Source organism: Amphritea sp. (assembly GCF_050300915.1).
Taxonomy (GTDB): Bacteria; Pseudomonadota; Gammaproteobacteria; order Pseudomonadales; family Balneatricaceae; genus Amphritea.
This window is the reverse complement of the sequence record NZ_JBNKYN010000038.1, coordinates 1-26,311: the sequence shown is the minus strand read 5'-3', so window position 1 is coordinate 26,311 and position 26,311 is coordinate 1. Positions and strand designations below refer to the sequence as shown.

Here is a 26,311-nt window from a genome sequence, read left to right as displayed (position 1 = left end):
ATAATGTTCAACCATTCACAGCAGGGTCAGCATTGACCCGCTGTGACAAATCGGACATATTGCAGTGCAATAAGCGCTTTCTCGTTAAAGGAAATACCATGGAAATGTTACAGCGGTTGTGGTTCACATTCTGGGATAAACTGACCGGGACGGTTGGACGGGTGAAACTTTTACGGCCTGTATTGATTCTGCTGGGGGTTTATCTGCTGGTGAGCCTGGGATTAGGCATCTGGTGGAGTCAGGAGCCAGCTCCGTTTGTGGTAAAACCTGTGGTGGTGCAGACCGCGCAGGGCACCGAGCAGGAGATTGTCGGTTCAGCAACGGTCTCTACACTGATTAAAATTACCGAGACATTGATGCAAAAACCGGGAGGTTATCTGTCGAATGACCGCACCCCTCCGGGTGTCTGGCTGGATAATATCCCCAACTGGGAGTTTGGCGTGCTGGTGCAGGCGCGGGATATGTCGCGGGCGATGCGTAAAGATTTTAGCCGTTCTCAGTCGCAGTCCACCGAAGACGTGGATTTGAAAGAAGCGGAACCGTTGTTGCACTTCGATAATGATAGCTGGCTGCTACCGTCCAGTGAGGGCGAGTATAATAAAGCGCTGAAATACCTGCGCGCCTATGAAGCGCGCCTCTCTGATCCAACACAGCAAAATGCCCAGTTCTATGCCCGTGCGGATAACCTGCGCGGCTGGCTGGCGGATGTTTCAACCCGACTCGGAAGCCTGTCGCAGCGTCTCAGTGCCAGTGTGGGGCAGAAGCGGGTGAATACCGATCTGGCGGGCGAATCGACCGCCCGGCAGTCCACCGATAATGCCGCCGAACTGGAAGTGAAAACCGGCTGGCTGGAGATCGATGATGTGTTTTATGAAGCCCGGGGCACAGCCTGGGCGCTGATCCACCTGTTGCAGGCGGTTGAGGTTGATTTCGCTGACGCATTAGAGAAGAAAAATGCGCTGATCAGCCTGCGGCAGATTATCCGCGAACTGGAAGCAACCCAGGGAACGGTGTGGAGCCCGATGATTATGAATGGTAATGAATTTGGCTTGTTGGCGAATCACTCGCTGGTGATGGCCTCTTATATCTCCCGTGCCAACGCCGCCATAATCGATCTGCGGACGCTGTTAGAACAGGGTTAAGTCAGCACAGGGTTAAGTGTTACTCAGAAATATTATTCAACCGCTTGCCGTAAGCGCTTATCGAAGGAAACTGTATGATCCGGGTGGTCTTTAATCAGAAAGGTGGTGTGGGTAAGTCCAGTATCAGTACCAACCTGGCGGCGATCAGCGCCAGCAAAGGTAAGCGTACGCTGGTGGTGGATATGGACCCGCAATGTAATACCAGTCACTATCTGCTGGGCGAACTGGTTAACGATACGGTCGGTGATATCAAAGATTTTTTTGAGCAGACTCTGAGCTTTCAGGTGCGGCCGAAAGAGATTACCGATTTTATCCACCCCACCGTGTATGAAAATCTGGATCTGTTGCCTTCAAGCCCTGAGCTGGGTGATCTGCATGCCAAGCTGGAAGCCAAGCATAAGATCTATAAGCTGCGGGATGCGCTACTTAATCTGGATCAATATGATGCGATCTATATTGATACGCCACCGGCATTCAACTTCTATACGCTGTCGGCCCTCTGCACTGCGGATAGCTGTCTGATTCCGTTTGACTGTGATGAGTTCTCCAGACAAGCGCTCTACAGCCTGATGTACAACGTGCAAGAGACGCAGCAGGACCACAACGACAAGTTAACCATCGAAGGTATTGTGGTTAACCAGTATCAGCCCCGTGCTAATGCCTCGAAAACCATTGTTGATATGCTGAAAGAGGACAACCTGCCTGTGCTTAACGCGATGATCTCCTCATCGGTGAAGATGAAGGAGTCTCATAATGAGAGTATGCCGCTGATATACTTTGCGCCGAAGCATAAGCTGACACTGGAATATCTGGCGCTGTATGACGAGTTGCATGGCTAACCGGGTCAGGCATCTGAGTATTCGAATCTCACTGGCAGTTTACCGACAGTGTGATTCGGCTATTACATCTGAAACGCACTTTTGAAGTGCGTTTTTTTGGGTTTGTAGTGGGAGATGCAAGAGCGTATCAGCGGATCGATTTTTCTGACTCGGGTCTAAGACTTTCTGCCTAGCTCGGGGTATCATGTTTTAAATTTTAGGACTTAGTCCGCTGGCAGCTATCAGCAACAAGGTATTAGTGAGCTGCCAACGGTTGAGGCTTCAGTTCACCGCTGCTTTAAGAGAGACTCCCTGATGCAGATTCATGAGATCAACCACCCTTTGGTAAAACACAAAATCAGCCTGATGCGGGCTGCTGATATCAGCACCCGGGCGTTCCGGCAGCTGGCGGCAGAGGTCGGTGCGCTGTTGACCTATGAAGCAACCAAGGATCTGAAAACTGAAACCTACCAGTTTGAAGGCTGGTGCGGCGAGATGACCGGCGAGCAGATCAAGGGTAAGAAAGTCACCGTTGTGCCGATTTTGCGTGCCGGTATTGGCATGCTGGATGGTGTGCTTGATCTGATTCCCAGCGCTAAGATCAGTGTGGTTGGCTTGTATCGTGATGAAGAAACGCTGCAGCCGGTCACCTATTTTGAGCGGCTGACCAGTGATATGGAAGAGCGTCTGGCGCTGGTGATCGATCCGATGCTGGCCACCGGGGGGTCAATGAACGCCACGATTGATATGTTAAAAAAATCCGGCTGTCACGATATTAAGGCGCTGGTGCTGGTGGCTGCCCCCGAAGGGATTAAAGCGGTCAACGAAGCACATCCCGATGTTGAGCTGTATGCTGCAGCGGTGGACAGTCATCTGAATGAGAATGGCTATATTATTCCGGGCCTGGGCGATGCCGGTGATAAGATTTTTGGCACTAAGTAAAAGGCATCAGAGATGAAATCAAATAGGCATGAAACGCTGGATGGTAGCGAACCGTTATGGCGTACGGTGTTAGCGGGTTCGCAGATGTTGTTTGTTGCCTTTGGGGCGCTGGTATTGATGCCGCTGCTCACCGGCATGGACCCGAGCGTGGCACTGTTTACCGCGGGTTTAGGAACCCTGTTATTCCAGTTTGTGACTAAAGGTCAGGTGCCGGTGTTTCTGGCGTCCTCTTTTGCTTTTATCGCGCCGATTATTTACAGCACTAAAACCTGGGGTATGTCGGCAACACTGGGGGCACTGTTCTGTGCCGGACTGGTGTATATGCTGCTGGCTCTGGGTGTGAAACTGCGTGGCGTGGGGTTTCTCCACCGCTTATTGCCGCCGGTGGTGGTTGGTCCGGTGATTATGGTGATCGGTCTGGGGCTGGCGCCGGTGGCGGTGAATATGGCGATGGGCAAAGCGGGTGATGGCAGCGTTGAGCTGTTTCCCTACTTTGACTCGATGGTTGTATCGATGTCGGCACTGCTGACCACACTGCTGGTGGCGAGTATTGGTAAAGGGATCTTTCGTCTGCTGCCGATCCTGGCCGGGGTGGTGGTTGGTTATATCCTGGCGAATTTTTATGGCATGGTGAACTATCAGATTGTGGCCGATGCGGCCTTTATTGCCGTGCCTGCATTTGTCTTCCCAGAACTTAACTGGCAGGCGATTCTGTTTATGGTGCCGGTGGCAATTGCACCCGCAGTTGAACATGTGGGAGATGTGCTGGCGATTGGTCATGTGACCGGCAAAGACTACATTAAGAAACCCGGCCTGCACCGCACCCTGTTTGGTGATGGTCTGGCAACGTCGGTTGCAGCGCTGTTTGGCGGTCCACCCAATACCACCTATTCCGAAGTGACCGGCGCGGTCATGCTGACCCGTTCATTTAATCCGAGGATTATGGTGTGGGCGGCGGTGTTTGCTATTCTGCTGGCCTTTGTCGCCAAGTTTGGCATTCTGCTGCAAACCATTCCCTCTCCGGTGATGGGCGGTATCCTGATTCTGTTGTTTGGCTCCATCGCTGCAGTGGGTCTTAACACCCTGATCAAAGCGAAAGTTGATCTGGCGGAGCAGCGTAATCTGGTTATTGTCGCCACCACCCTGGTATTTGGTATTGGTGGGATGGTGATCGGTAAAGGCGAATTCAGTATGCAGGGGGTTAGTCTGTGTGGTGTTGTCGCAATACTACTTAACCTGATATTACCGGGGGCTAAACCCGCCTATGATCTGCACGAAGAGCAGGCCGTAGTGGATGATCTGGTGGATCACGGCAAATAATCACCTCACTGTTTAGCAGTGCAGCTTAAAACCGGCTCAGGCCGGTTTTATTTTGCTTCAAGCTGATATAGGGGTATACCCTTATTTTTTGTTGAATTTATCGGGCAATGATGGAACACTGTCGGCTGATTTGAAGAGGATAACCTGAAATGACGATTAACAGCTTTGGTGTGGTGGGTGCAGGTCAGATGGGCGGTGGTATCGCTCAGGTGGCGGCAGTCTCCGGTTTTGATGTGCTACTTTATGATCTCAATGATGCTGCGTTGACGCGGGGTGTTGGGGCTATCAGTGCCAGTCTGGCGCGGATGGTAAAGAAAGAGAAGCTGACGCAGAGCGAAGCGGATCAGGCGCTGGCGCGTATCCAACAAACCACCGATATGGCCGCGATGGCTGCGGCGGATATTGTGGTTGAAGCGGCCAGTGAAGATGAAGAGATTAAGAAAAACATCTTCCGCAAACTCGATGAAGTCTGCAAACCCGATGCAATTCTGGCCACCAATACCTCGTCGATCTCCATTACCCGGTTAGCGGCGGTTACCTCCCGTCCCGGTAACGTGATCGGCATGCATTTTATGAACCCGGTACCGATGATGCAGCTGGTGGAGATTATCCGCGCCCTGCAAACCGATGATGCTGTATTTGATGCGGTTAAACAGCTGTCGCTGGATATGGCTAAAGTTCCGGTGGATGTGAATGATGCACCGGGGTTTGTCTCCAACCGTATTCTGATGCCGATGATCAACGAAGCGGTGTTCTGTCGCTATGAAAACCTGGCGTCAGCGGAAGAGATCGATACGGTGATGAAACTGGGTATGAGCCACCCAATGGGGCCGCTGGCGCTGGCAGATCTGATCGGCCTGGATACCTGTCTGAGCATTATGGAAGTGCTCTACGATAACTTTAAAGATTCTAAATACCGTCCCTGTCCGCTGCTGGTACAGATGGTCGATGCCGGCTATCTGGGCCGCAAGAGCGGACGCGGTTTTTATCAGTATGACAGCTGATCGCTAAAGGTTGCTGACTGGATAAAAGCGCCCGCTCAGGGCGCTTTTTTATTTAACCTGTTACCCCTCATAACAGATCCTTTTACAGGCATCGTTATCTGAATGTTATCGAACCTCTCTTCCTGAGTTATCCCATTTTGTTTTCTCCCTGTGTCTCTCGGTATTAATCAGGCCCGTTTCTTGCTGTTGCTAAGGTTACTGAATTAACAGCTAACGACTGAAACGCTGCTTTGTTATGGCTGAAATGAACAGTCTGACGGCCAGCGAGTGTCTGCTGCGGCTGGGCTATCGGCCAATAACAGCTTGGGTTTCAGATAGTTATAGATGGGGGGAACTATCGGCGAGATAAAACAATCGTGAATTTTTAACCAACAGCGTTTGTCTGAGGAGGAACCGTTTACTGGATTATCTGTCCGGTAGGGTTGGCTGTGGCCAAAAAATCAGAGCTATAGCGGCAACTCTGTTCCTCATTCAATGATGCCCGTGATTGACAGCTTGGCTGAATGCCTGAGCGGGATTTTTACGCCCTGAATAAATGGATAACTGCCTGTTTAAAATAGGCGGCCCGGGGGTTTATTGCCTGAAAAAGGAGTAAGAGCATGATTATAAACAGTAGTTATATAAACATGAGTGTTGAACATGAGAAATCAGAGTTCCGGGGGATTACCCGCAGTCTGGATGACAGAGGGCAGGGCAGCCAGTTTGTTGCACAACTGGAAGCGCTGATAGCCCGGTCGCAGGTGGTAGGAGACGGAGCAGCAACGGACACGGACTCAGCGAACCGGTTGTCGTTCGGATCAGCATCACCGATAAACCCCTTTCGTGGTTTTTTTCAGACAGTGGAGGGCGATGATTATCAGAACCAGGAAAATATTACTCAGGCACGGCTCTGGCAAAGTCTGTTAAAGGCGATTCAGCCTGACTTTCCGTCACAGCCTCTGCCTCAGCTTTTGCCACAGCCTTTATCACAGATGGATTCCGCAGCGTTCAGGTTTGCAGAGCTATCTGGGGATAGCCCCTCTGTCGAGCTAAAGCCCCGGATGTTAAGGCTGCAGCTCAATGTCAGCGAAACAGTTGAAGAGTATGAGTGCACCCGCTTCAACAGCTGCGGCACCGTAAACACCGCTGATGGCCAGTCAATTGACTTTAATCTCAGTCTGGAGATGGAGCGTAATTATAGTGCTACCCGGGAATATAAAGAGACCCAGGAGTTAGTATTCACAGACCCGCTAATCCTTAACTTTGAAGGTAACTATGCGGATCTCAGCAATGACAAATTTGAGTTCGATCTGGATGCCGATGGCGATAAAGAGCTGATCAGTTATCTCACCGGAAACAGCGGCATGCTGGCGCTGGATCGCAACAATGATGGCATCATCAATGATGGATCAGAGCTGTTTGGCGCCCGCACCGGTGATGGCTTTGCCGAACTGGCCGACTACGATGAGGATGGTAATGGCTATATCGACGAAGCCGACTCAATCTTTGATCAGTTGCTTATCTGGAATAAAACAGCAGATACGGACTCTCTGGAAACGCTGAAAGACCGGGATATCGGTGCGATCTATCTGGGCGCCAGCGCGACTCCTTTTGATATCAAAGGGGAGGACAATCAGCACAACGGCACCGTCAGAAACAGTGGTGTCTATTTCAGTGAAAACGGCGAGGTCGGGACATTGCAGCAGATCGATATGGTTGTTTAAAAGAGGGGTTATTCAGGGCGAACGGCCCTGAATAACCCAGACCGCGGCTTCGCCGCTAGCTAGCCGCTAGAACGTCGCTTCGCGACTCGCTAGAAAAAGCCAGGAAAACGGACGCTGGCGATTTAACGTTTTGATTTTAATGAACGCTGGGCTTATGCTGAAGCCAGTATGAAAGCAGGGACGCGGCTTTTACAGGCAGTATTCATCTGTAGAAAACCTCCTCTTGTTGTAGCTATCCTGCTGATTATTTTCAATAAACGTGACTTTTTGGCTGTCTGGTTTCCAGAGTTATAGTGCCAAAGGGTGCTATAACTAGCTGTTAAGTTTCCGAGACAACGTGTACTAATGCCAACTTTCCTTAAAATTGTAGTGATTTGTATTGTAATTAGTGTGACGCTGGCGAACGTAATTTTGTTGGCTAGCGACTCTACAATGGAGTCTGCTATTGCTGAAGCTAAGGAAGAAAAACATTCAGAGTTGCTCGAAAGTGGTGCCTCACAGAATGAAATTGACAAGGAGCTTATCAAAGTTGAGAAAAAGCTTAAATTGATCAATCAGTGGGAAAAATCTCAATTTGAAGATTTCGTGGCAATCTCAATATTTGCAAGCATTTTGGGGTTGTTATCTGGGGGTTTTATTTATTCCTTTTTTGTTCGAAAGGTGTTTCGAAAAACGCAATTGGGATTGATATTTTTTGCAACATTAACCCCAGCTCTATGGCAAGCATTTTTGTTTGGTACAGACGCAAGAGGCTTAATTATTCTGTCTTCAATTGAATCTAAAGATTTCTCTTTCAATCCCTATACGAAAGATGGAGGCTTTATTAGTCCTGTAATTGCTTCGTGGTTATTTATAAACCATCCTGAACTCTATAACGAATGCGGAATGTTTTCTGAAAGGTTAGATCTATGTAATATGCCTATTGTCTTTTATATAGGTAGCACTCTAGATTTTGGTAGTGAAGAAGTAATTGAGCGACAATACAGTAATTTAAAGGAAGTAATTAATCGCGGAGCATCATTAACCGAAGGTTATGATGGTTTGGCACCTATACATCAAGCCATTCTATTCAATAATCCCCGTTATGCGGCGCTGCTAATTGAGTCGGGTGCCGATATTGGTCAGAGAGTTAATAAGCCAGATAAACCTTACAATGGATATCATGCGGTAGAGTACTTGAATTATCTTGATCAGAAAGGCAAGCATGATTTCAATCAATTGAGGTTAGTGATCAATGAAAAACTTTACAAGCGCGTCAATTAGGACGCTTGCAAGCTCGCGCCTATTACGCGAGCGGTACAGAAGAAATGAAGACAATACTAAAAGGATTTAAAATTAGCGCAGTGGTTGGAGTATTGGTTGGCTGTGTAATGTGCTATATCGGATGGCAACATAATACTCAGTGCAAATTTTATTGTGATGGATTCGTAGATTGGATGGCTCTATGTATTCTGTGGGCGAGCTGGTTCGTTACTGTTGGGGTTGTTGGTGGAATATTAATTAGTATTCTGCTGCATATTTTAAACTTTTGGAACAGTAGGCAAAATGCATAACAAGGCCAGAAACATTCGCCAACAAGTCAGTTGGACTCGCTTTGCTGGTAGTGTTGGGATATGCGAGGAAGTATGAAGAAAGCTTCTCGATTTATGCCTAAAAATGTCTGTCAGCCAACAGGTGCTCTGGGCTGGGTAGTTATAGGTGTTATTTCCTCCTTCTTTGCTTGGCTGTTTTGGTCTGTTCCTCTCTTGTTGATAGTTTTACCTTTCATAGCTCTATTTTTTTATAAGGAACATAGAAAGAGGAAAAGGTATTTTAAAGATCTGCTCGTAAGTCGGGAAGGCTACTCGATATGCGAGTTTTCTCGGCATTTTGACTGTAAGCAAGTTGATACTTGGGTTATACGTGCAGTCTATGAACAGCTTCAGAATTATCTGAAATCATACGAGATAGAGCTTCCTGTCCTACCTAATGATGACGTTTTTTCAGACCTGAAAATAGACGACGAAGACTTTGAGTACGATATCTTGGAAGAGATAGCTTTTCGTACCGGTCGCAGCCTTGATGATGCTGAAGTGAATCCATACTTTGGCAACGCCAATATAGTTGAGAACTTAGTGTATTTCTTCAATAAGCAGCCTGTTGCAGATGCAATTTAGCGAATCATGGATTCGGATATGTTGAGTATCAAATGAAGACTATCAACCTCATGGCTGCGGGTAGTAATGGTGATATATCTGTAAATGAATAGATGCACGCACAAATTAGGATTCTTAAGTAATCTGGCCTGTTCTGAGATTATCCCTGCCAACTGTATATTATGCGGTAAGTCAGTGGTTCGGAAACATCCTACGCCTGGGTTGTTGGCGGCAGGGCTTTTTGCCGCAATGGGGATACCCTATCTGGCGCTGGTGGTGCTTTTATTCCAGTATCTTCCATGGCTCGTTCTGGTGACTGTTCTTCTGTTCCTGGGTGCGTATATCAGGGATACGGTAAAAATACAGCTGTCTCAACATACAGAAGAAGATAGAGCTAACTATAAAGATGCGTCTAGAAAACAGCTCCTTGGTCTGTTTGTTTTAATGGTGATAATGTTCATTTTGGTTATCTATTAAAGATAATAGAGGGGGGATTTAAACGTTCTGCTCTTTCTTTTATCTCGGTGCCCTCAGTGTTCTCTGTGGTGCATACGCTGGGTCAAAGCTCTTTAGCACCAATAGGCTCAGAACAATCAGTTCGACTCCCTTGGTTAACTGGTTTAGCGATATTAACTGGTTTAGCGATATGTAGCTTGACGCTGTTGCGCAACGCGCTACACTATAGGCCATGATTAAGACTTTCAAGCACAAGGGACTGAGGCTTTACTACGAAACCGGCAGCATACGCGGTATTTAGGCGAAGCATGCCAATCGCCTGCGTATGCAGCTGGTGGCTTTGGATACTGCGCTGGAAGTCTCAGATCTCGACATTCCTGGATACAAACTCCATCCAATGAAAGGTGACCATAAAGGTATTTGGGCGATTTCAGTTAGCGGCAACTGGCGATTGACGTTTGAGTTTCGCGATGGACATGTGTATCTGCTTGAGTATGAGGATTATCACTAATGGCTATGTATAACCCCCCACATCCCGGTGAGTTCATCTTTGCCACTTATATGGAGCCCTTTGGGCTAAGCTGTCGCTATCTGGCGCAGCAGTTAGATGTTTCACCGTCCACATTAAATCGCATCCTGAAACAGCAGAGTGGCATCAGCCCAGAAATGGCACTGAGGTTATCGAAAGCTCTGGGGCGCACTCCAGAGAGCTGGCTTGCAATGCAGGATGCCTATGATTTATGGCATGCCAATAAGCGCATTCAACTGGATAGAGTTCAAAAAGTCGAGCTGACCGCTGCATAACCAAAGCTAAAGGGGGTCAAATACCTTGATTAAAGCTAGAGGTATTTATATCTCGCTGACAATGGATTGCATCGTTGTAAGGTATACATTCCCACGCGGGAGCGTGGGAACGAGTTAAAAACCTTCTGCTCTTTCTTTTATCTCGGTGCCCTCTGTGTTCTCTGTGGTGCATACGCTCTTAAAGCTAATGGAATCGGTAGGATCAGACCAATTGATTTAGCAAAACAATAAGGGTGTAGATATATTTCTTCCGACCGTCCGGATCTGTGTGGGGTCGCTTCGGTAACGGGGAGCTCAACCACGACGGCGATAGTCCAGGCAGGCAATAATATTCCGTAATAAGGCAACCTATTGCCGCAATATATTTAAACCAAATAATCGATTTTAGGTGTTAAAGGACGCCCGTATTTCATCTCATGAATTTCCCCCATTGTAGGCGCATTTTCCGGGGAGTATTTTCTTATACTAAGGGATCCTCCATATTTATTTTTAAAGATATTCAGAATTTCAGTTTCAGATAGGTTCTGTCCAAACACATCGTTATTACTGAACACTGTCTTCCAGCCATTATCACCAAAAGCAGCCAGAATCTCACCATTGTTCTCTATAACAGTCGTTTGAGGTATTGAATTTTGATAGTCTGTCTGAGCTTGCCTTTCTTCTGGCGTAGGAAGACTTGGAAGTTTAATACTCAGTTGTTCCCGAATTTCTGTAGGGAGGTCATTTTTCGATAGTCGATTCTTGGGATTTAAGGGGACTGCAATTGCATCGTTGATGTTAATAGAGGCCATTTATCTTCATCCATAAAAGTTATGCCTTCAATTTAAAGCAATTTATACACCATATTTACAGTGTGGTTGAACAATCGCCTGCCAAACAACTTATGTGGGACTACTAATCGATAGGACCAGAGCAACTGATTTAGCAAAATAATATGGGAGCAGATATATTTCTTCTCCCTGAAACCCTCCGCTCTGGCTGTTACCTCAGTGCCCTCTGTGTTCTCTGTGGTGCATAAGCTCTTATACTCAACAGCCTTACACGGCCTACTCCACAAACACCCCTTTAATCTTCTCCTGATCAACAAACCGTCCATAGTTATTCACGCTGGCTCTGACTTTTTTGTCTGACAGGATATCCTGTATAGCGACTTTGCCGATCATCTCGAAGGCATTCTTCAGGGCCTGTGGGTCTGCCTTAAGGGCGGCTTTTGCTTCGTTGGGGCAGTCTTCAGAAAACAGTCGGGTGATCAGATTGCCAACGGTCTTATCGGAGTTCTGCCGCTCGCCTCGGGATATATTGGCGTAGGATTCCAGTTCCGGTTGCGCGGACATTGAAAAGTAGATCCACTTAACCAACTCTTTGCGCTCTTTACCGGTGAGGGAATCGATAAAACAGGTGCTCAGGTCGCGAAAGGCTTTGACGGCAGAGCCGGTTGATAAATCCTGAGCGCTGGCCTGTAGGGGCAGGGAGAGCATGGCGGCGCAGCCGATGGATAGCAGAAAAGTCGTGGTGGTGTTTTTCAATGGGTGGCTCCTTCGGGGTTCATCTATAGCAAAGCGGCTCTGCTCAGTGGTGCATAACACCGGGTCAGGCCGGTTACTTTGACAGATAGCGAATGCCATCCTCCAGCCCCTCAAGGGTCAGGGGGTACATCTTGTTATCCATAATATTTTTGATCATCTGGGTGCTGGCGGTGTAGTCCCAGTAGCGCGAGTGGCTGGGGTTGAGCCAGATCGCTTTGTCCCAGGTATCGAGAATGCGTTGCAGCCAGACACTGCCCGGCTCAGGGTTGCGGTGCTCGACACTGCCATAGCGCTCGGAGACTTCGTAGGGGGCCATCGCCGCATCGCCGACAAATATAACCCGGTAGTCCCGGCCATAGGTGTGCAGCAGGTCGAAGGTGTCGATATGTTCATTCCAGCGGCGTTTATTGTCTTTCCACACCCGTTCGTAAACACAGTTATGGAAATAGAAGTATTCCAGATGTTTAAACTCGGTGCGGGCGGCGGAGAACAGCTGTTCACACTGGCGGATATACGGGTCCATTGAGCCGCCGACATCGAAGAAAAGCAGGACTTTGGCGGCATTATGCCGTTCCGGCACCATCTTCAGATCCAGCAGTCCAGCATTGTTGGCGGTGGAGCGGATGGTGTCATCCAGATCCAGCTCGTCGGCGGCACCGGTGCGGGCGAATTTTCGTAGTTTGCGCAGGGCAACTTTAAGATTACGGGTGCCCAGTTCGACGCTGTCATCGAGATCGCGGAACTGACGTTTCTCCCACACCTTTACCGCACGTTTATGTTTGCTTTCGCCGCCGATACGCACCCCTTCCGGGTTGTAACCGCTATGACCGAACGGTGAGGTGCCGCCGGTGCCGATCCATTTGCTGCCCCCTGCGTGGCGCTTTTTCTGCTCTTCAAAGCGTTTGGCCAGGGTCTCCATCAGCTTATCCAGACCGCCGAGCTTTTCGATCTCAGCCTTCTCTTCGTCAGTCAGGCTTTTGATAAAGTCAGATTCCAGCCACTGTTCCGGAACGAAGTTGTTGAACGGGTCGGGCAGTTCGGCCAGCCCTTTAAAGTAGTAGCCGAAAGCCAGATCAAAGCGGTCGAAATATTTCTCATCTTTCACCAGACAGGTGCGGGCCAGCAGGTAAAAATCATCCCAGCTGGCAAAGGCGAGATGTCTTTCCAGTGCTTCCAGCAGGGTCAGCAGCTCTTTGATTGAGACCGGCACCTGTGCCTTGCGCAGGGTGTAGAAGAAATCGACTAGCATCAGTGACTCCGGTTTAGCGGCTTTCGCGGCGGGCCATAAATGCCAGTCGTTGCAGCATATGCACATCCTGCTCATTTTTCAGCAGGGCACCATACAGCGGTGGAATCGCTTCGCCGGGATTACGGTTTTGCAGCAGATCAACGGGGATGTTGTCCGCCAGCAGCAGCTTCAGCCAGTCGATCAGTTCTGAGGTTGATGGCTTCTTTTTCAGGCCGTTGATCTCACGCACCTGGAAGAAGATCTCCAGCGCTTCGTTGACCAGGTCTTTCTGAATGTTCGGAAAGTGAACATCGACGATCTGCTTCATGGTCTCGGCATCGGGGAAGTTGATATAGTGGAAGAAGCAGCGGCGCAGAAAGGCATCGGGCAGCTCTTTCTCGTTGTTGCTGGTGATAATAATAATCGGGCGATGTTTAGCGACCACCGTTTCGCCGGTCTCGTAAACGCTGAACTCCATCTTATCCAGCTCGACCAGCAGGTCATTGGGAAACTCAATATCCGCTTTATCGATCTCATCGATCAGCAGCACCACCTGCTCATCGGCATCGAACGCTTTCCACAACATCCCTTTACGGATGTAGTTGTTAATATCGTGCACCCGGTCATCACCCAACTGGGAATCCCGCAGCCGGGAAACCGCATCGTACTCGTAAAGCCCCTGCTGGGCTTTAGTGGTCGATTTGATATGCCAGCGCAGCAGCTTTTTACCAAACGCCAGTGCCACCTCATCGGCGAGCATGGTTTTGCCGGTACCCGGTTCACCTTTGATCAGCAGGGGGCGTTGCAGTGTTGCGGCAGCGTTGACCGCCATCCGCAGATCATCAGTCGCGACATAGCGCTCGGTACCTTCAAACTTCATCTGAGTTAACCTCTGTGGAAACTGTTACCAAAGATGATCATATTAGCAGAAAAGTGGTATCGGGATATGTGCACCGCTTAACTATTTAGGACAATCTGATTATCTGTCTGCCACTCTGACTTGCTGTGGATAACCGCCATCACGTTGCACCAGTAGCATGGCGATCAGCACCAACACAATGCCGGGTAACAGCTGCCACTGGAACACGGCAGAGCCGAATAACAGGTTGAGAATCACGACAAATATTGGCGTCAGAAAACCGTAAGCGGCTACTTGGGTTGCCCCCAGTGTGATGGTGCCTAACTGCAGTAAAAAGAAGCTGACCAGGGTGGTGAAGACGGCGAGATAGAGCACCCCCAGATAGACGTTGATGTCGACTTCAGTCCATGCAATCTGTCCCAGGTTTGGCATAGACAACAGTAACAGCCAGATGGCACCGAAACTGATCACCCAGAAGGTCATCACCTCCATCGGCTCACCGGCATAGAACTTTTTGATCAGTGGATTGTAGGTGCCCATAAACAGACAGCCGAGCAGAAACAGCAGATCGCCGCGATTAATATCCAGCTGTAACAGGCTGTTAAGATCGCCACGGAACACAATCCACAGGGCGCCCAGGGTGCCCAGCAGCAGTCCGCTGGCCCGGCGTTTTCCCGTTGTTTCCCGGTTGATAAAGAACACATAGAACGCCGTAATGGCAGGCACGGTGGTGTAGATTGCGCCGGTATTCAGGGCGCTGGTATAGCGCAACGCCTCAAACATACACCAGAAAAAAACCACCAGAGGGATGCTCAGGATGGCATAACCCAGCAGTCGACAGGCTTCGGGAAGATGCCAGCCATTTTTAATGAACACATAGGGGGCAAACAGCAGCGCGGCTAACACAAAACGAATCAGCATCATCACTTCAGGTGGCAGCCCTTCGGTGATCAGCGCGCCAACAGGAAAGGAGCTGGCAACAAGCGCCACCATCAGTAGCATCAGCAGATGAATCAGTGCGCGTGAATATTGTGGGGGCTGGTTGTTCATAGTGTTCTCTTAATGCTTTTTATTAGTACTTTTTATTAGTGCTTTGGAGCGATGGAGTGCAGATTAACCCGTTTTCAATTGACTGATAATCCCTGTTTTTGGAGAATGACTGTTGAGTTAAAGTTAACAGTGAGGGTTGTATGGATACGATGGGTGCAATTCCGGTGTTTGTTGCCGTGGTGCAGTACGGTGGCTTTTCGCCGGCGGCCCGCTTTCTGGGCATCTCTAAATCCGCGGTGAGTAAGCGGATATCGCAGTTAGAGCAGCAGCTCGGCGTTAAGTTGTTGCACCGGACGACCCGCAAGCTGAGTCTGACTGAAGCGGGGGAGCACTATTTCGAGCATGCTTTGAAGGCCAACCTGGCAGCCCGGGATGCCGAGGATGCGGTGGCTCAGTTGCAGGGTGAACCTCAGGGGCGGCTGCGTATCAACACCCCGATGTCGTTTGGTCGTCTGCATATGGCCCCGATGATCCCCAAATTTCTGAAAAAATATCCCAGGATCCGCATCGACTTGGTGATGGACGATAAACGGCTCGATCTGGTCAGTGGTGGCTTTGATCTTGCGATCCGTGGCGGAGCGCTACCAGATTCGACGCTGGTGGCCCGCAGGCTGGCGACTCTGAACAGCGTGCTCTGTGCTTCTCCAGACTATCTTGAGCGTCATGGTTATCCGCAACAGCTGGATGACCTGTTGCAGCATAACTGTCTCTCATTCAGCTACTCAAATGATGTGAAAGAGTGGAGTTTCACTCAGGGTAATCAGCGTCATTCCGTCGTTGTATCCGGCAATTATCAGGTGAATAACAGTGAAGCGCTGCTGGAGGCGGTGCGCCAGGGGCTGGGAATCGCGCGCTTACCCACTTTTGTAGCGGGGCCTGATATACGAACGGGGAGACTGAAGGTGCTGTTTCCCGAGTATAAGATGCCGGAGCTGGCTATTAATGCGGTGCTGATTGAACGTCAGTATATGCCTGCCAAGGTTCGCGCCTTTCTGGATTTTGCTATTGAATACTTTGGCAGTGAAACCCCCTATTGGGAGCAGGGGATCGAGATATAGCTCTGCCTACTGTTCGTTTTTACTCAACATTATTTTGATAAAAAAGGGGATTATCGGTCAATAATAAACAATTTAACCTGTTGGTCATGGTCTGGCAGAGCCTTTGGTGATCTGTTCAGCCCCATTCAACCGATCAACAGTGAAGGATTTATTATGGACCTTTTTACAGCCATTGAAGCGCGCCGCGCGATTAAGCATTACTCCAGCAACGAAACGGTCAGCGAGGCCGACTTTGAGCGCATTATGCAAGCGGTGCTGCTGTCACCCACCTCCTACAATATTCAACACTGGCGATTTGTCAGGGTAACCGACCCACAGCAGCGTAGCCGAATTCAGGCGGCGGCCTGGGGACAGACCCAGATAACCGAAGCGGCAGAACTGATAATTCTCTGTGCAGATACCCAGGCCTGGCGTGATAATCCGCAGCGTTACTGGGCCAATACCAGTGCCGAGGTTCAGGCAGTGATGCTGCCAATGCTGCAAGCCTTCTACGAGGGTAAAGACCAGCTGCAACGGGATGAAGCGTTGCGCTCCAGTGGTATGGCGGCGCAGACACTGATGCTGGCCGCCAAAGCACTGGGGTATGATACTTGCCCGATGATTGGCTTCGACAGCGAGCAGGTTGCCAGGATTATTAATCTGCCTGCGGGCCATCTGATCAGTATGATCATCACCCTGGGCAAGGCGGACAGACCGGCTAACCCAAGGGCCGGGCAGTTGCCTTTAGAGGCGGTGCTATTGGAAAACAGTTACTGACGTGATGCCTGTTGTCAGCCTTTTGTTCTGAGTAGTAAAGCCAGTTTAAAAAGGATTATATAAAGCCGCGTAGACAGCGAAACCTGCCCAGCTTAGCAGCAATAACCCCCAGCTCAACCGACTCTGTACAACGACTGTCTCTGTTACAGCTTCAGTCGTTGTATGCTGGGCATCCTGTTTTTGCGCTTGCTGCAGTTTTCGCTTCTGTTTGTCCAGCTCCCGGGATTTTTCCTTATGGCGCTTTTTATACTCCTCAATCCCTTTCTGGATGCCCTGAGCGATCAGTTTGGTCTGCTCTTTGGTCTGTCCTGGTCGCTGAGTGGCTTTGGCGACCTGCATCGCTTCGGTTACCACCTCTTTAGATACTTTATGTCTCATCGCTATAGTCACCCCTGAATATCGGTTTTATTATCACATGGATAGGGGAGTGGTTGGGTCTGATCTGCGATATTTTTTCCTGATGGCAGGACAATCCTGTTGATAATTGAGTATGCTCTGCACTGCAATTTGTTAATTTAAAGGACTAAAAAAAGGACTGAAAAATGGCAGGCTCAAGCCTTCTTGCGTTAATTGATGATATTGCCACCTTACTGGACGACGTAGCCAGCATGACCAAAGTGGCTGCGGGCAAAACCGCTGGGGTATTGGGGGATGATCTGGCACTGAACGCTGAGCAGGTATCAGGGGTGCGGGCGGATCGAGAGTTGCCGGTGGTCTGGGCGGTGGCCAAAGGGTCTCTGGTGAACAAGATGATTCTGGTACCGGGTGCGATGGCGATCAGTTATTTCATCCCCTGGCTGATCATCCCGTTGCTGATGCTGGGTGGCCTGTATCTCTGTTTTGAAGGGTTTGAGAAAGTCGCGCATAAATTTATTCATTCCGGGGATGCGGACCAGCAGCACCATGCTGAACTGGCCTCTGCGGTGGTCAGCAGTGAAGTGAATATCGTTGAGTTTGAAAAGCAGAAGATTAAAGGGGCGATCCGCACCGACTTTATTTTGTCTGCCGAGATTATTGTTCTGACGCTGGGGACGGTGGCGGCTGAATCACTGATGGTGCAAGCAGGAGTGATGATTGGTATTGCATTGCTGGTAACGGGAGGGGTCTATGGACTGGTGGCGGGAATCGTCAAACTGGACGATCTGGGTCTCTATATGGTGCGTAAACCCGATGCGGCGGCGTTCACCCGTAAGCTTGGCCGGGGGATTGTTCTGGCAGCGCCAAAGCTAATGAAAGTTTTATCGGTGGTCGGAACCGTTGCTATGTTTCTGGTGGGTGGCGGTATCCTGGTGCATGGTTTACCGTTTCTGCATCACTTCGTGGAAAGTCTGATCGTTGATATGAATGCTGTTCTGCACTGGCTGGTGCCGGTATTGCTGGATGCGGTGGTGGGGCTGATTGCCGGAGCCGTAATGCTGCTGATAGTGACAACGGGAAAGAAGTTGTTCAGCTAAACCCCAGGGGGAAATAACTATAAAAAAGGCCGCTGGGTTATGCAGCGGCCTTTTTATATTGCCTCGCGGCGGTTTACTTAGCGGCTTCGTAAGCTTTCTGAGCTTCAACGATAGCGGCTTTAGCGGCTTCAGCGCCTTCCCAGCCTTCCACTTTAACCCACTTACCCTCTTCCAGACCTTTGTAGTTCTCGAAGAAGTGTTTGATGCGGGCCAGCAGCAGCTCAGGCAGATCAGTCACGTCATTGACGTTTTTGTAGGCTTTGCTCAGCTTGTCGTGGGGCACAGCAACCAGCTTGGCATCTTCACCCGCTTCGTCGGTCATGTTGAGTACGCCAACCGGACGGCAGCGGATAACCGAACCCGGTACAACTGGGTAAGGTGTTACCACCAGTACGTCCAGCGCATCGCCGTCGTCAGCCAGGGTGTTGTTGATATAACCGTAGTTCGCAGGGTAGAACATAGGCGCGGCCATGAAACGGTCAACGAAGATTGCTCCTGAATCTTTGTCGATCTCATATTTAACCGGATCGCTGTCCGCTGGAATCTCGATGATTACATTGATGTCGTTTGGCAGATCATTGCCAGCAGGGACTTTTTCAAAGCTCATGTGTCGCCTTCCTGTTTAAGTGTGAAATCTGTTAGAAATCCAAAGGCCGCATTATATACGGCCCTTAGTGAATAATTGAATACGACTTAAAGATCATAAACTGAAGATTCAGTTAGTCCTTAGCGTGATACTTCATCATGGTTTCTACTTCTGCTTTAGAACCCAGACCCACGGAAACCCGCTGATGAATCTTTTCTGGTTTCACGTCCATAATATTGCCGTAGCAGGTGGTGCTCAGACCGCCAGCCTGCTCGATGAGGAAACTCATCGGATTGCCTTCATACATCAGGCGCAGTTTTCCCGGCTTGCTTGGATCGCGTTTATCCCATGGATAAAGAAAGATACCGCCGCGGGTGAGAATGCGGTGTACTTCAGCGACCATAGATGCGACCCAGCGCATGTTGTAGCGCTTGCCCAGAGGCCCTTCTTCGCCCTGTAGCAGGTCAGAAACATAGGCTTGCATCTCTGGTTCCCAGAAACGCTGGTTAGACATATTGATACCAAACTCCTGAGTCTGTTCAGGAATTTTGACATTCTCTTCGGTGAGAATGAAGTCACCACCGTGGCTGAGGGTAAACATATGTACGCCGTCGCCGGTGGTGATCACTAATACCGCGCAAGGGCCGTACAGCACATAGCCTGAAGCAACCTGGTTGCGGCCGCTCTGCATAAAGGCTGCTTCGTCACCACCATCCATGCCTTCCGGTTTTAGCAGAATCGAAAAGATAGTACCGACTGAGACGTTAACATCGATGTTAGATGAGCCATCCAGCGGGTCGAAGGTGACCAGATATTTACCGTCAGGATTACCGCCAACCGGGTGATCTTCCTCTTCGGAAGCCAGACCGGCAACGGTAGGGTTATCCAGCAGGACCGCTTTAAGAATATCGTTGGAGATAATATCCAGTTTCTTCTGGGTTTCTCCCTGAACGTTAATGCCTTCAGAGGTGCCCAGCACGCCCGCCAGCGCGCCTTCGCGCAGTTTAATGGCGATCTCTTTACAGGACAGCATCAGGCTGTCAATCAGGTCAATAAGATCATCGGGGGTATCGTGGTGCTTGAGGTACTGGTTCAGCAGTCGCATGTGGCCAAAAAACCTGTGGGTTTAGGAGTTAAAAAATTCGCACAATTTTACGCTGATTCGGCGGTGAATTACACCGTTATACGGGCAATTAGCCTAAAAAAACGGTAATAACAGCGATTGATTGGGGTCCTGTAGCGGCTGGGGATTTTATTCCTGCCGATATTAACTTTTTTGTGACGGCAGCGAAGCGTGAAAAAGGGCATAACGCAGACGGCTTAACTGTTATCATAGCGGCATATTTTCAGGATAAACAAGCTGATCTGGAGAACTTATCCGTGCACGTTCATATATTGGGAATCTGTGGCACTTTTATGGGCAGTCTGGCAGTACTGGCGAAAGAGCTGGGGCATAGCGTCAGTGGCTCTGATGCGAATGTTTATCCGCCGATGAGTACACAGTTGGAGCAGCAGGGGATCAGTCTGATTGAGGGCTATGATCCGGCGCAGCTGGATCCTGCACCGGATATGATTATCGTCGGCAACGCGATGAGTCGGGGCAACCCCTGCGTAGAGTATATGCTGGAGCGGGGTTTACCTTATACCTCTGGCCCGCAGTGGTTGTCGGATAATCTGCTGCGGGAGAAGTGGGTGCTGGCGGTGGCGGGTACCCATGGTAAAACCACCACCGCAACCATGCTGGCCTGGTTGCTTGAGTATGCAGAGATGGCGCCGGGGTTTCTGATCGGTGGGGTGCCGAAAAACTTTGACCGTTCGGCCCGGGTGGGCGAGAGTCCCTTTTTCGTTATCGAAGCGGATGAGTACGACACCGCCTTTTTTGATAAACGCTCGAAGTTTGTCCACTACCACCCCCGTACACTGATTCTGAATAATCTCGAATTTGATCATGGTGATATTTTTGATGATCTGGCTGCGATTCAGCGGCAGTTCCATCATGTGGTCAGAATCGTACCCGCGAATGGTCAGGTGATTATGCCGGCCGGAGTCGACGCGCTGGACCAGGTGATTGAACAGGGCTGCTGGACACCGGTGGTAAAAACCTCTGTGGACGATAATACGCAGCTGAACGCTGATGCCGAGTGGCAGGCACGGTTGATAAAAGCCGACGGTTCTGAGTTTGCTGTGTTGCATCGGGGTGAAGAGGTGGGCGTTGTGCGCTGGAATATGACCGGTCTGCACTCGGTGAATAACGGCTTGATGGCACTGGTGGCGGCACGGCATGTGGGTGTGCAAACCGCCCATGCTATAGAGGGGCTGTGTAACTTCGGTGGTGTTAAACGGCGCATGGAGCTGGTGGGTGAGGTCGGCGGGATTCGGGTGTACGATGATTTTGCCCATCATCCGACCGCGATCGAAACCACCCTGCAGGGCATTCGGGCACAGGTGGGTGAAGCGCCGGTTATCGCGGTGATTGAACCCCGTTCCAATACCATGCGGATGGGGATGCACCGGCAAAACCTGGCACAGTCAGCAGGGCTGGCGGATAAAGTATACTGGTATCAACCGGCGGGACTTGAATGGTCGCTGCAGGATGTGGTTGATAGTTGTGAAAATCCAGCACAACTGGCCCGTGATACCGCAGAGGTGATTGCCGAACTGGTTGCTGATACTCAACCGGGAAGCCATATTGTGATTATGAGTAATGGTGGTTTTGAGGGTATCCATACCCGTCTGGTGAATGCGTTGCAACAGAAGTGGAGTTGAAAGTGACAGATTCCTATAAAGAGAGAATTACCCTGGCAATAACCGGAGCCTCGGGTGCGCAGTATGGCTTGCGGCTGCTGGAATGTCTGGTGGCGGCCCACTGTCAGGTGCTGGTGATGATCTCTAAGGCTGCCCAGGTGGTGATTGCAACGGAAACCGATGAAGCACTGCCGGGTTCTGCTAAAGAGCAGGAGGTCTGGCTGACACAGCGTTTTTCCGCTACCGCCGGTCAGATCAGGGTGTTTGGCCGGGAACAGTGGATGGCCCCGGTGGCCTCCGGTTCCGGTGCGCCGAGTAAGATGGTGGTGTGCCCCTGTTCCACCGGAGCACTGTCGGCCATTGCGACGGGTGCCAGTAATAACCTGATTGAACGGGCCGCAGATGTTGCTTTGAAAGAGCGGCGTCAGTTGATTCTGGTACCCCGTGAAGCCCCATATTCTGAGATCCACCTGGAACATATGTTGAAGCTTACCCGCATGGGATGCGTGGTAATTCCTGCCAGCCCCGGCTTTTATAACCGTCCCCAGCGTGTCGAGGATATGATCGATTTTGTGGTGGCGCGGATTCTCAATCAGCTGCAGATCGAGCAACACCTGCTGCCGCGCTGGGGAGAGGATAGCCTTTCCTGAGCATAGCGCTTAAAATGCAGCACTTTTCAACAGCTCAACTCAACGGTTCAGCTCGAAGGCTTATTTTAACGGCCTGACGCTGAACCTGCTTTTTCAGAGAGACCGGATACTACAGATGGCTAACATTCTTACCCTGGATACATCAACGGATGCCTGTTCTGTGGCGCTGTCGCTTGATGGTGTTGTGCAGGAAGATTTCCGCATAATTCCCCGTCAGCATACCCGTCAGTTGTTACCCATGGTGGACCAGATGTTGAAAACTGCCGGGTTGAAAGTCTCCCAGCTGGATGCGATTGCGTTTGGTCGGGGGCCCGGGTCATTTGCGGGTATCCGCATCGCTACCGGTACGGCCCAGGGGTTGGCATTTGCTGCCGACCTGCCGGTGCTGCCGGTATCCACCCTGGCTGCCATCGCCCTTAAAGCGGCCCGGGAACATAACGTTGATCGCATTGTCAGTACTCTGGATGCGCGGATGAATGAACTCTATAGCTGCGCTTATCAGATGCGTGATGGTTTACCGGTTGCTCTGGGGAATGAAACGGTCAGCGCGCCGGAGAATATTGTCTTGCCCGATGGGGATAACTGGTTTGCCGCGGGGCGCGGCTGGGTCTATCTGGAGCAGATGTCGGCTGAGGTGCGGCAGGCCGTTACGACGCCTGTGCTGGATATCTATCCGGCTGCTGGTGTGATGTCTGAACTGGCGCTGGATGCATACTTGCGTGGAGAAGGCATGGCCGCAGAATTGGCACAGCCGGTGTATCTGCGTGATGAAGTCTCCTGGAAGAAAATCAGTGAACAGAAAAAGAAAAACCAGTGAATAACGTCCGGTATTGAAGCTTCGGATAAAAAAGGCCTGACTACAAAGGCCGGTAATCGATAATCTGCAACGTGCAACCATTAAATTTATAGACTCACAATATCGTAAGGGGACGTGTTTATCATGGATTGGTTTGAGGTAGTATTTCTGGCTTTGTTGCAGGGCCTGACAGAGTTTTTACCGATATCAAGTTCGGCGCATCTGATATTGCCTTCACAGCTGTTTGGCTGGGTAGATCAGGGACTGGCCTTTGATGTCGGTGTGCATATCGGTTCTCTGACCGCCGTGATGATCTATTTCCGTCAGGATATCTGGCGCATGATCGTCGCCTGGACCGGTAGTCTGGTCGGACGTGGGAGCAGTACCGATTCCCGTCTGGCCTGGTATGTTGTGCTGGCCACGCTGCCTGCGGTTGTGGCAGGTTTCATTTTTGAATCAGCGGTGGATCAGTATGGCCGCAGTATTCTGGTGATCGCCGGGGCAACTCTGGTATTTGGTGCGTTGCTGTGGTGGGCTGACTTCAGTCGTACTGAAGTACGGCCACTGGAAAAAATCACCCTGAAAGATGTCATCATCATCGGTCTGGCGCAGGCGGTTGCCCTGATACCGGGCACCTCCCGTTCCGGTATCACCATCACTGCAGGCCTGATGTTGGGTCTGAATCGCCAGTCGGCAGCGCGCTTCTCATTCCTGCTGTCTATCCCGGTGATTCTGGGGGCCGGGTTGCTGAAGGGGCTGGAGCTGATGAAGACCGGTACCCCTGATCAGTGGACGATGGTGGTGAGTGGTACTGTGCTGGCCGCGATCAGTGCCTATGCGTGTATCCATCTGTTTCTGAAATGGCTGGATAAAGTTGGGATGTTGCCGTTTGTTATCTATCGCATGCTGTTGGGATTTGTTCTGCTCGGCGTGTACTTTATTGTCTGATTAGATTAGTGCAGCCGCGAAGGAACTATCTTGATACAGCAACCAACCCTTGCTATTGCCACTGAGATTGCTGTCTGTTTTGCCGATGAGGCGGGCAGACAGGATGCGTTGCAGCTGTCGGTTCGTTTAGGTCTGCCGTTGCTGGAAGAGTATGACCTGCGAGACGAACAGTACGCTCAGCTGCTGATCTGTGAGTCTGGGAGTCGGCGTTTGCAACAGACTGGTCGTAAAGCGCCGGGGCCAGTGCTGGCGGATTTTGTTTCAGGTGCCGTCGCGCACCGGCGTAAATTCGGTGGCGGTAAAGGGCAGATGATTGCCAAAGCGGTGGGGATAAAAGGTTCGCTTCGCCCTCAGGTAGTTGATGTCACTGCCGGCCTTGGCCGCGATAGTTTTGTGCTGGCGACTCTAGGCTGTGAAGTGCGGATGGTAGAGCGCTCGCCGATTATTCATGCGTTGTTGGAAAGTGGCTTGCAACTGGCGCAGTGTGATCCGGAAGTGGCCGATATTGCTGGGCGGATGACGCTGGTTAATGCTGACAGTATCAACTGGCTGGCAGCGCAGCTAGCGTTGCTCGAAAAACCCCAGGTGATCTATGTTGATCCGATGTTTCCGCATACGGATAAGTCAGCGCTGGTGAAAAAAGAGATGCGCGTGTTTCGTGATGTGGTAGGGGATGATCAGGACTCCGCGGCTTTGCTTGAGGCCGCCCTGCAGCTGGCTGAATACCGTGTGGTGGTCAAGCGGCCCCGCAAAGCGCCGGCGATTGAAGGGCAGGCGCCCAGCTATCAGCTTAATGGTAAATCAAGTCGTTACGATATCTACACGCTGAAAAGCCTGGCCTGACCCCGCAGGCTGATCAGTAATGGGGAGGTGGAGCGTCATCTTCCGGGGCGCTGATCTGGTCAGGGGCGATCTGTTTAACCTGCTGATGAAGAATCTTAATGATCTGGGTGAGCCGTGCGATTTCAGCACCCTGCTTGGCCATCTCTTCGCTCATTTTATCCAGAGCGTCTTCCTGAAAAGCGACCCGTGATTCGAGTTCTTCGAGTAACTGTTGCTGATTCATATAAAATTTCGTTTCCCGCAATGATTGAGAGTTAGGCCGTTAATTAGTCGCAATTATACCCTATTCACGGCCTGGATCAGCGTTTGGGTAGCTAAGCGATTGAAAAAAAGCACAAAAGTGGGTATATAGAGTGGTCTGGATTCTTTTTCCTATGAATCCTGTTTCTATTTAATAACTTTAATTAATTATAAGAGATCTATATGAGTGTTAATCAACTTATACGTAGTGTAGTTGTCAGCGCACTTGCCACTGCAGTTATCCTTTTTCTTCAGGGGTCATTGCCAGGTGAAGGCGGGTTGCCTTTTTTTGATATTGGCGTTGTGTTTGCGGTTGTGCTGGTTAGCTGTGTTATTGCGGGCCTGGGTTCCGGCAGTGAAGAGGAAACCGATGAAAATGATGATCGCGAGTTAGGTACGGTAAAGTGGTTTAATGTGTCAAAGGGCTTTGGCTTTATTACCCGCGAGAATGGTGATGATGTGTTTGTTCATTTTCGTAATATCCGTGGCCGGGGTCATCGTTCACTGACCGAAGGACAAAGTGTGCGATTTACGGTGAAAGAGAGTGATAAAGGTTTGCAGGCAGAAGATGTTTCTGTTGCTCGAACCTGAGCTGGTCTTTCATTGAAAAACGGGAGCCCTGGCTCCCGTTTTTTTATCTCTCGACAGTGTCGATCAGATCAGTCCCAGTGTTGCGCAGCGTTGCAGTAGTTCATCCCGATCACAATATCCTGCACTGATAACCTCCAGCCCTTGTTGTGTCTCCAGGCCAAGAAATGGGAACCCCTGAATCCCTTTCTGCTGGCAGAAGGTAAGATCTTCAAACAGAACTTTGTCTGTTTTGTCACTATTAATCTGGTTGATAAAACGCTTGCGATTTAAGCCGATCTCTTCCGCCAGTTCGCTTAGCACTGACAGGTCTGATGGGTTGCGTGCTTCCCGGTAATAGGCGCGTTGTATCGCTTCGACCATTAACATGCCGCTACCGGTGGTGATCTGCTCAGCACTGATAACCGCCCGGCAGGCAGGGTAGGTCGATCTGCGCGGCTGGCATTTCTCCCAGAACTGCTGGTTAAACTGAGTGCCGGTGCGTTGTTCAATATCTCGCCATGTTTGTGATATGGCCTGTTGCATCTCTTTTGGCATCGGCTTATCACTGTCCGGGGCCAGCCCCCCCATATAGCAATAGATCCTGATTCCCGGTCGTAACTGGCTGACCATATCCCGCAGATGTGGCTGAAATGCATAGCACCAGCTACACATCGGATC

At 50.3% G+C, this 26,311-nt stretch carries 29 protein-coding genes and 1 pseudogene; 20 read left to right on the top strand and 10 right to left on the bottom strand.

Annotation, left to right across the window (positions count from 1 at the left end; translation table 11 throughout):
* Positions 1-98: 98 nt before the first annotated feature.
* The 11 genes and pseudogenes from ACQY8X_RS11590 (at position 99) to ACQY8X_RS11540 (ending at position 10,324) form a co-directional block, all read left to right on the top strand.
* Positions 99-1,142 carry a DUF2333 family protein gene (locus ACQY8X_RS11590; RefSeq protein WP_428035303.1) on the top strand — a complete coding sequence of 348 codons (1,044 nt, stop codon included), beginning with the start codon at positions 99-101 and terminating at the stop codon, positions 1,140-1,142.
* Between the two features lie 74 nt (positions 1,143-1,216).
* Positions 1,217-1,981 (top strand): ParA family protein, encoded by a 765-nt coding sequence (locus ACQY8X_RS11585; protein ID WP_428035302.1) that lies wholly within the window; start codon positions 1,217-1,219, stop codon positions 1,979-1,981.
* Positions 1,982-2,275: 294 nt separating this feature from the next.
* Positions 2,276-2,902, top strand: coding sequence for a uracil phosphoribosyltransferase (gene upp / locus ACQY8X_RS11580; RefSeq protein ID WP_428035301.1), 627 nt, complete (start codon positions 2,276-2,278; stop codon positions 2,900-2,902).
* A 12-nt stretch (positions 2,903-2,914) separates the two neighbouring features.
* The gene (locus ACQY8X_RS11575) at positions 2,915-4,222 is read left to right on the top strand and encodes a uracil-xanthine permease family protein (protein WP_428035300.1); all 1,308 of its coding nucleotides are present in this window, start codon (positions 2,915-2,917) and stop codon (positions 4,220-4,222) included.
* A 149-nt stretch (positions 4,223-4,371) separates the two neighbouring features.
* The gene (locus ACQY8X_RS11570; protein ID WP_428035299.1) at positions 4,372-5,226 is read left to right on the top strand and encodes a 3-hydroxybutyryl-CoA dehydrogenase; all 855 of its coding nucleotides are present in this window, start codon (positions 4,372-4,374) and stop codon (positions 5,224-5,226) included.
* 599 nt (positions 5,227-5,825) lie between these two features.
* A complete protein-coding gene (locus ACQY8X_RS11565) occupies positions 5,826-6,929 on the top strand; it encodes a hypothetical protein (protein WP_428035298.1) in 1,104 nt (367 codons plus the stop codon).
* A gap of 345 nt (positions 6,930-7,274) precedes the next feature.
* Complete coding sequence (locus ACQY8X_RS11560; protein WP_428035297.1) at positions 7,275-8,192, top strand: hypothetical protein; 918 nt, start codon at positions 7,275-7,277, stop codon at positions 8,190-8,192.
* A 362-nt stretch (positions 8,193-8,554) separates the two neighbouring features.
* On the top strand, positions 8,555-9,085 hold the full coding sequence (locus ACQY8X_RS11555; protein WP_428035296.1) for a hypothetical protein: 531 nt from the start codon (positions 8,555-8,557) through the stop codon (positions 9,083-9,085).
* Positions 9,086-9,259: 174 nt separating this feature from the next.
* Complete coding sequence (locus tag ACQY8X_RS11550) at positions 9,260-9,541, top strand: hypothetical protein (protein WP_428035295.1); 282 nt, start codon at positions 9,260-9,262, stop codon at positions 9,539-9,541.
* Positions 9,542-9,836: 295 nt separating this feature from the next.
* Positions 9,837-10,031 (top strand): annotated as a pseudogene (locus ACQY8X_RS11545) (type II toxin-antitoxin system RelE/ParE family toxin); the annotation flags it as partial.
* Positions 10,031-10,324: a HigA family addiction module antitoxin gene (locus ACQY8X_RS11540; protein WP_428035294.1), complete on the top strand. Its 294-nt coding sequence runs from the start codon at positions 10,031-10,033 to the stop codon at positions 10,322-10,324. The pseudogene ACQY8X_RS11545 and the gene ACQY8X_RS11540, both read left to right, overlap by 1 nt.
* Before the next feature lie 365 nt (positions 10,325-10,689).
* Here ACQY8X_RS11540 and ACQY8X_RS11535 read toward each other — a convergent pair whose 3' ends face one another.
* From ACQY8X_RS11535 to ACQY8X_RS11515, 5 genes are all read right to left on the bottom strand, one after another.
* On the bottom strand, positions 10,690-11,115 hold the full coding sequence (locus ACQY8X_RS11535; RefSeq protein ID WP_428035293.1) for a hypothetical protein: 426 nt from the start codon (positions 11,113-11,115) through the stop codon (positions 10,690-10,692).
* Between the two features lie 255 nt (positions 11,116-11,370).
* On the bottom strand, positions 11,371-11,949 hold the full coding sequence (locus ACQY8X_RS11530) for a hypothetical protein (RefSeq protein ID WP_428035292.1): 579 nt from the start codon (positions 11,947-11,949) through the stop codon (positions 11,371-11,373).
* On the bottom strand, positions 11,924-13,099 hold the full coding sequence (locus ACQY8X_RS11525) for a vWA domain-containing protein (RefSeq protein WP_428035291.1): 1,176 nt from the start codon (positions 13,097-13,099) through the stop codon (positions 11,924-11,926). Before ACQY8X_RS11525 ends, ACQY8X_RS11530 begins: the two co-directional genes overlap by 26 nt.
* Positions 13,100-13,112: 13 nt before the next feature.
* A complete protein-coding gene (locus tag ACQY8X_RS11520) occupies positions 13,113-13,958 on the bottom strand; it encodes an AAA family ATPase (RefSeq protein ID WP_428035290.1) in 846 nt (281 codons plus the stop codon).
* A 99-nt stretch (positions 13,959-14,057) separates the two neighbouring features.
* On the bottom strand, positions 14,058-14,987 hold the full coding sequence (locus ACQY8X_RS11515) for a DMT family transporter (protein WP_428035289.1): 930 nt from the start codon (positions 14,985-14,987) through the stop codon (positions 14,058-14,060).
* 140 nt (positions 14,988-15,127) lie between these two features.
* Here ACQY8X_RS11515 and ACQY8X_RS11510 point away from each other — a divergent pair, with 140 nt between their 5' ends.
* Together ACQY8X_RS11510 and ACQY8X_RS11505 are read left to right on the top strand one after the other, a co-directional pair.
* Positions 15,128-16,045, top strand: a complete 918-nt coding sequence (locus tag ACQY8X_RS11510; protein WP_428035288.1) for a LysR family transcriptional regulator — start codon at positions 15,128-15,130, stop codon at positions 16,043-16,045.
* Positions 16,046-16,198: 153 nt separating this feature from the next.
* A complete protein-coding gene (locus ACQY8X_RS11505; RefSeq protein ID WP_428035287.1) occupies positions 16,199-16,801 on the top strand; it encodes a nitroreductase family protein in 603 nt (200 codons plus the stop codon).
* A gap of 45 nt (positions 16,802-16,846) precedes the next feature.
* Here the strand turns inward: ACQY8X_RS11505 and ACQY8X_RS11500 are convergent, their stop codons facing one another.
* Entirely contained in the window at positions 16,847-17,179 is a 333-nt protein-coding gene (locus ACQY8X_RS11500; protein ID WP_428035286.1) for a DUF2956 family protein, read from the bottom strand.
* Positions 17,180-17,343: 164 nt separating this feature from the next.
* On the opposite strand from ACQY8X_RS11500, the gene ACQY8X_RS11495 reads away from it, so the two are divergent.
* Positions 17,344-18,255, top strand: coding sequence for a DUF808 domain-containing protein (locus ACQY8X_RS11495; protein WP_428035285.1), 912 nt, complete (start codon positions 17,344-17,346; stop codon positions 18,253-18,255).
* Between the two features lie 73 nt (positions 18,256-18,328).
* Here ACQY8X_RS11495 and ppa read toward each other — a convergent pair whose 3' ends face one another.
* Together ppa and ACQY8X_RS11485 are read right to left on the bottom strand one after the other, a co-directional pair.
* The gene (gene ppa, locus ACQY8X_RS11490) at positions 18,329-18,862 is read right to left on the bottom strand and encodes an inorganic diphosphatase (RefSeq protein WP_091359908.1); all 534 of its coding nucleotides are present in this window, start codon (positions 18,860-18,862) and stop codon (positions 18,329-18,331) included.
* Positions 18,863-18,974: 112 nt separating this feature from the next.
* Positions 18,975-19,946, bottom strand: coding sequence for a class 1 fructose-bisphosphatase (locus tag ACQY8X_RS11485; RefSeq protein ID WP_428035284.1), 972 nt, complete (start codon positions 19,944-19,946; stop codon positions 18,975-18,977).
* A 275-nt stretch (positions 19,947-20,221) separates the two neighbouring features.
* Here ACQY8X_RS11485 and mpl point away from each other — a divergent pair, with 275 nt between their 5' ends.
* The 5 genes from mpl to ACQY8X_RS11460 all read left to right on the top strand — a co-directional run bounded on the left by mpl (position 20,222) and on the right by ACQY8X_RS11460 (position 24,823).
* Complete coding sequence (gene mpl / locus ACQY8X_RS11480) at positions 20,222-21,607, top strand: UDP-N-acetylmuramate:L-alanyl-gamma-D-glutamyl-meso-diaminopimelate ligase (RefSeq protein ID WP_428035283.1); 1,386 nt, start codon at positions 20,222-20,224, stop codon at positions 21,605-21,607.
* 2 nt (positions 21,608-21,609) lie between these two features.
* Entirely contained in the window at positions 21,610-22,236 is a 627-nt protein-coding gene (locus tag ACQY8X_RS11475) for a flavin prenyltransferase UbiX (RefSeq protein ID WP_428035282.1), read from the top strand.
* Positions 22,237-22,351: 115 nt separating this feature from the next.
* Positions 22,352-23,053: a tRNA (adenosine(37)-N6)-threonylcarbamoyltransferase complex dimerization subunit type 1 TsaB gene (tsaB, locus tag ACQY8X_RS11470; protein WP_428035281.1), complete on the top strand. Its 702-nt coding sequence runs from the start codon at positions 22,352-22,354 to the stop codon at positions 23,051-23,053.
* A 123-nt stretch (positions 23,054-23,176) separates the two neighbouring features.
* Positions 23,177-23,980 (top strand): undecaprenyl-diphosphate phosphatase, encoded by an 804-nt coding sequence (locus ACQY8X_RS11465; protein ID WP_428035280.1) that lies wholly within the window; start codon positions 23,177-23,179, stop codon positions 23,978-23,980.
* A gap of 30 nt (positions 23,981-24,010) precedes the next feature.
* Entirely contained in the window at positions 24,011-24,823 is an 813-nt protein-coding gene (locus ACQY8X_RS11460) for a class I SAM-dependent methyltransferase (RefSeq protein WP_428035279.1), read from the top strand.
* Positions 24,824-24,836: 13 nt separating this feature from the next.
* Here ACQY8X_RS11460 and ACQY8X_RS11455 read toward each other — a convergent pair whose 3' ends face one another.
* Entirely contained in the window at positions 24,837-25,046 is a 210-nt protein-coding gene (locus tag ACQY8X_RS11455; protein WP_428035278.1) for a SlyX family protein, read from the bottom strand.
* A 200-nt stretch (positions 25,047-25,246) separates the two neighbouring features.
* Here ACQY8X_RS11455 and ACQY8X_RS11450 point away from each other — a divergent pair, with 200 nt between their 5' ends.
* Positions 25,247-25,654 (top strand): cold-shock protein, encoded by a 408-nt coding sequence (locus ACQY8X_RS11450; protein ID WP_428035277.1) that lies wholly within the window; start codon positions 25,247-25,249, stop codon positions 25,652-25,654.
* Between the two features lie 63 nt (positions 25,655-25,717).
* Here the strand turns inward: ACQY8X_RS11450 and ACQY8X_RS11445 are convergent.
* The coding region (locus ACQY8X_RS11445) for a DsbA family protein (protein ID WP_428035276.1) at positions 25,718-26,311 on the bottom strand (594 nt) is incomplete at its 5' end.

Bases quoted from the DNA above. Each gene is read 5' to 3' on its own strand.
- ACQY8X_RS11525 (WP_428035291.1), bottom strand. From the start codon at position 13,099: ATGCTAGTCGATTTCTTCTACACCCTGCGCAAGGCACAGGTGCCGGTC.
- ACQY8X_RS11465 (WP_428035280.1), top strand. From the start codon at position 23,177: ATGGATTGGTTTGAGGTAGTATTTCTGGCTTTGTTGCAGGGCCTGACA.
- ACQY8X_RS11520 (WP_428035290.1), bottom strand. From the start codon at position 13,958: ATGAAGTTTGAAGGTACCGAGCGCTATGTCGCGACTGATGATCTGCGG.
- ACQY8X_RS11510 (WP_428035288.1), top strand. From the start codon at position 15,128: ATGGATACGATGGGTGCAATTCCGGTGTTTGTTGCCGTGGTGCAGTAC.
- ACQY8X_RS11485 (WP_428035284.1), bottom strand. From the start codon at position 19,946: ATGCGACTGCTGAACCAGTACCTCAAGCACCACGATACCCCCGATGAT.
- ACQY8X_RS11450 (WP_428035277.1), top strand. From the start codon at position 25,247: ATGAGTGTTAATCAACTTATACGTAGTGTAGTTGTCAGCGCACTTGCC.
- ACQY8X_RS11455 (WP_428035278.1), bottom strand. From the start codon at position 25,046: ATGAATCAGCAACAGTTACTCGAAGAACTCGAATCACGGGTCGCTTTT.
- ACQY8X_RS11555 (WP_428035296.1), top strand. From the start codon at position 8,555: ATGAAGAAAGCTTCTCGATTTATGCCTAAAAATGTCTGTCAGCCAACA.
- tsaB (WP_428035281.1), top strand. From the start codon at position 22,352: ATGGCTAACATTCTTACCCTGGATACATCAACGGATGCCTGTTCTGTG.
- ppa (WP_091359908.1), bottom strand. From the start codon at position 18,862: ATGAGCTTTGAAAAAGTCCCTGCTGGCAATGATCTGCCAAACGACATC.
- ACQY8X_RS11570 (WP_428035299.1), top strand. From the start codon at position 4,372: ATGACGATTAACAGCTTTGGTGTGGTGGGTGCAGGTCAGATGGGCGGT.
- ACQY8X_RS11565 (WP_428035298.1), top strand. From the start codon at position 5,826: ATGATTATAAACAGTAGTTATATAAACATGAGTGTTGAACATGAGAAA.
- ACQY8X_RS11575 (WP_428035300.1), top strand. From the start codon at position 2,915: ATGAAATCAAATAGGCATGAAACGCTGGATGGTAGCGAACCGTTATGG.
- ACQY8X_RS11515 (WP_428035289.1), bottom strand. From the start codon at position 14,987: ATGAACAACCAGCCCCCACAATATTCACGCGCACTGATTCATCTGCTG.
- ACQY8X_RS11530 (WP_428035292.1), bottom strand. From the start codon at position 11,949: ATGGCATTCGCTATCTGTCAAAGTAACCGGCCTGACCCGGTGTTATGC.
- ACQY8X_RS11505 (WP_428035287.1), top strand. From the start codon at position 16,199: ATGGACCTTTTTACAGCCATTGAAGCGCGCCGCGCGATTAAGCATTAC.
- ACQY8X_RS11540 (WP_428035294.1), top strand. From the start codon at position 10,031: ATGGCTATGTATAACCCCCCACATCCCGGTGAGTTCATCTTTGCCACT.
- upp (WP_428035301.1), top strand. From the start codon at position 2,276: ATGCAGATTCATGAGATCAACCACCCTTTGGTAAAACACAAAATCAGC.
- ACQY8X_RS11590 (WP_428035303.1), top strand. From the start codon at position 99: ATGGAAATGTTACAGCGGTTGTGGTTCACATTCTGGGATAAACTGACC.
- ACQY8X_RS11535 (WP_428035293.1), bottom strand. From the start codon at position 11,115: ATGGCCTCTATTAACATCAACGATGCAATTGCAGTCCCCTTAAATCCC.
- ACQY8X_RS11585 (WP_428035302.1), top strand. From the start codon at position 1,217: ATGATCCGGGTGGTCTTTAATCAGAAAGGTGGTGTGGGTAAGTCCAGT.
- ACQY8X_RS11500 (WP_428035286.1), bottom strand. From the start codon at position 17,179: ATGAGACATAAAGTATCTAAAGAGGTGGTAACCGAAGCGATGCAGGTC.
- ACQY8X_RS11560 (WP_428035297.1), top strand. From the start codon at position 7,275: ATGCCAACTTTCCTTAAAATTGTAGTGATTTGTATTGTAATTAGTGTG.
- ACQY8X_RS11495 (WP_428035285.1), top strand. From the start codon at position 17,344: ATGGCAGGCTCAAGCCTTCTTGCGTTAATTGATGATATTGCCACCTTA.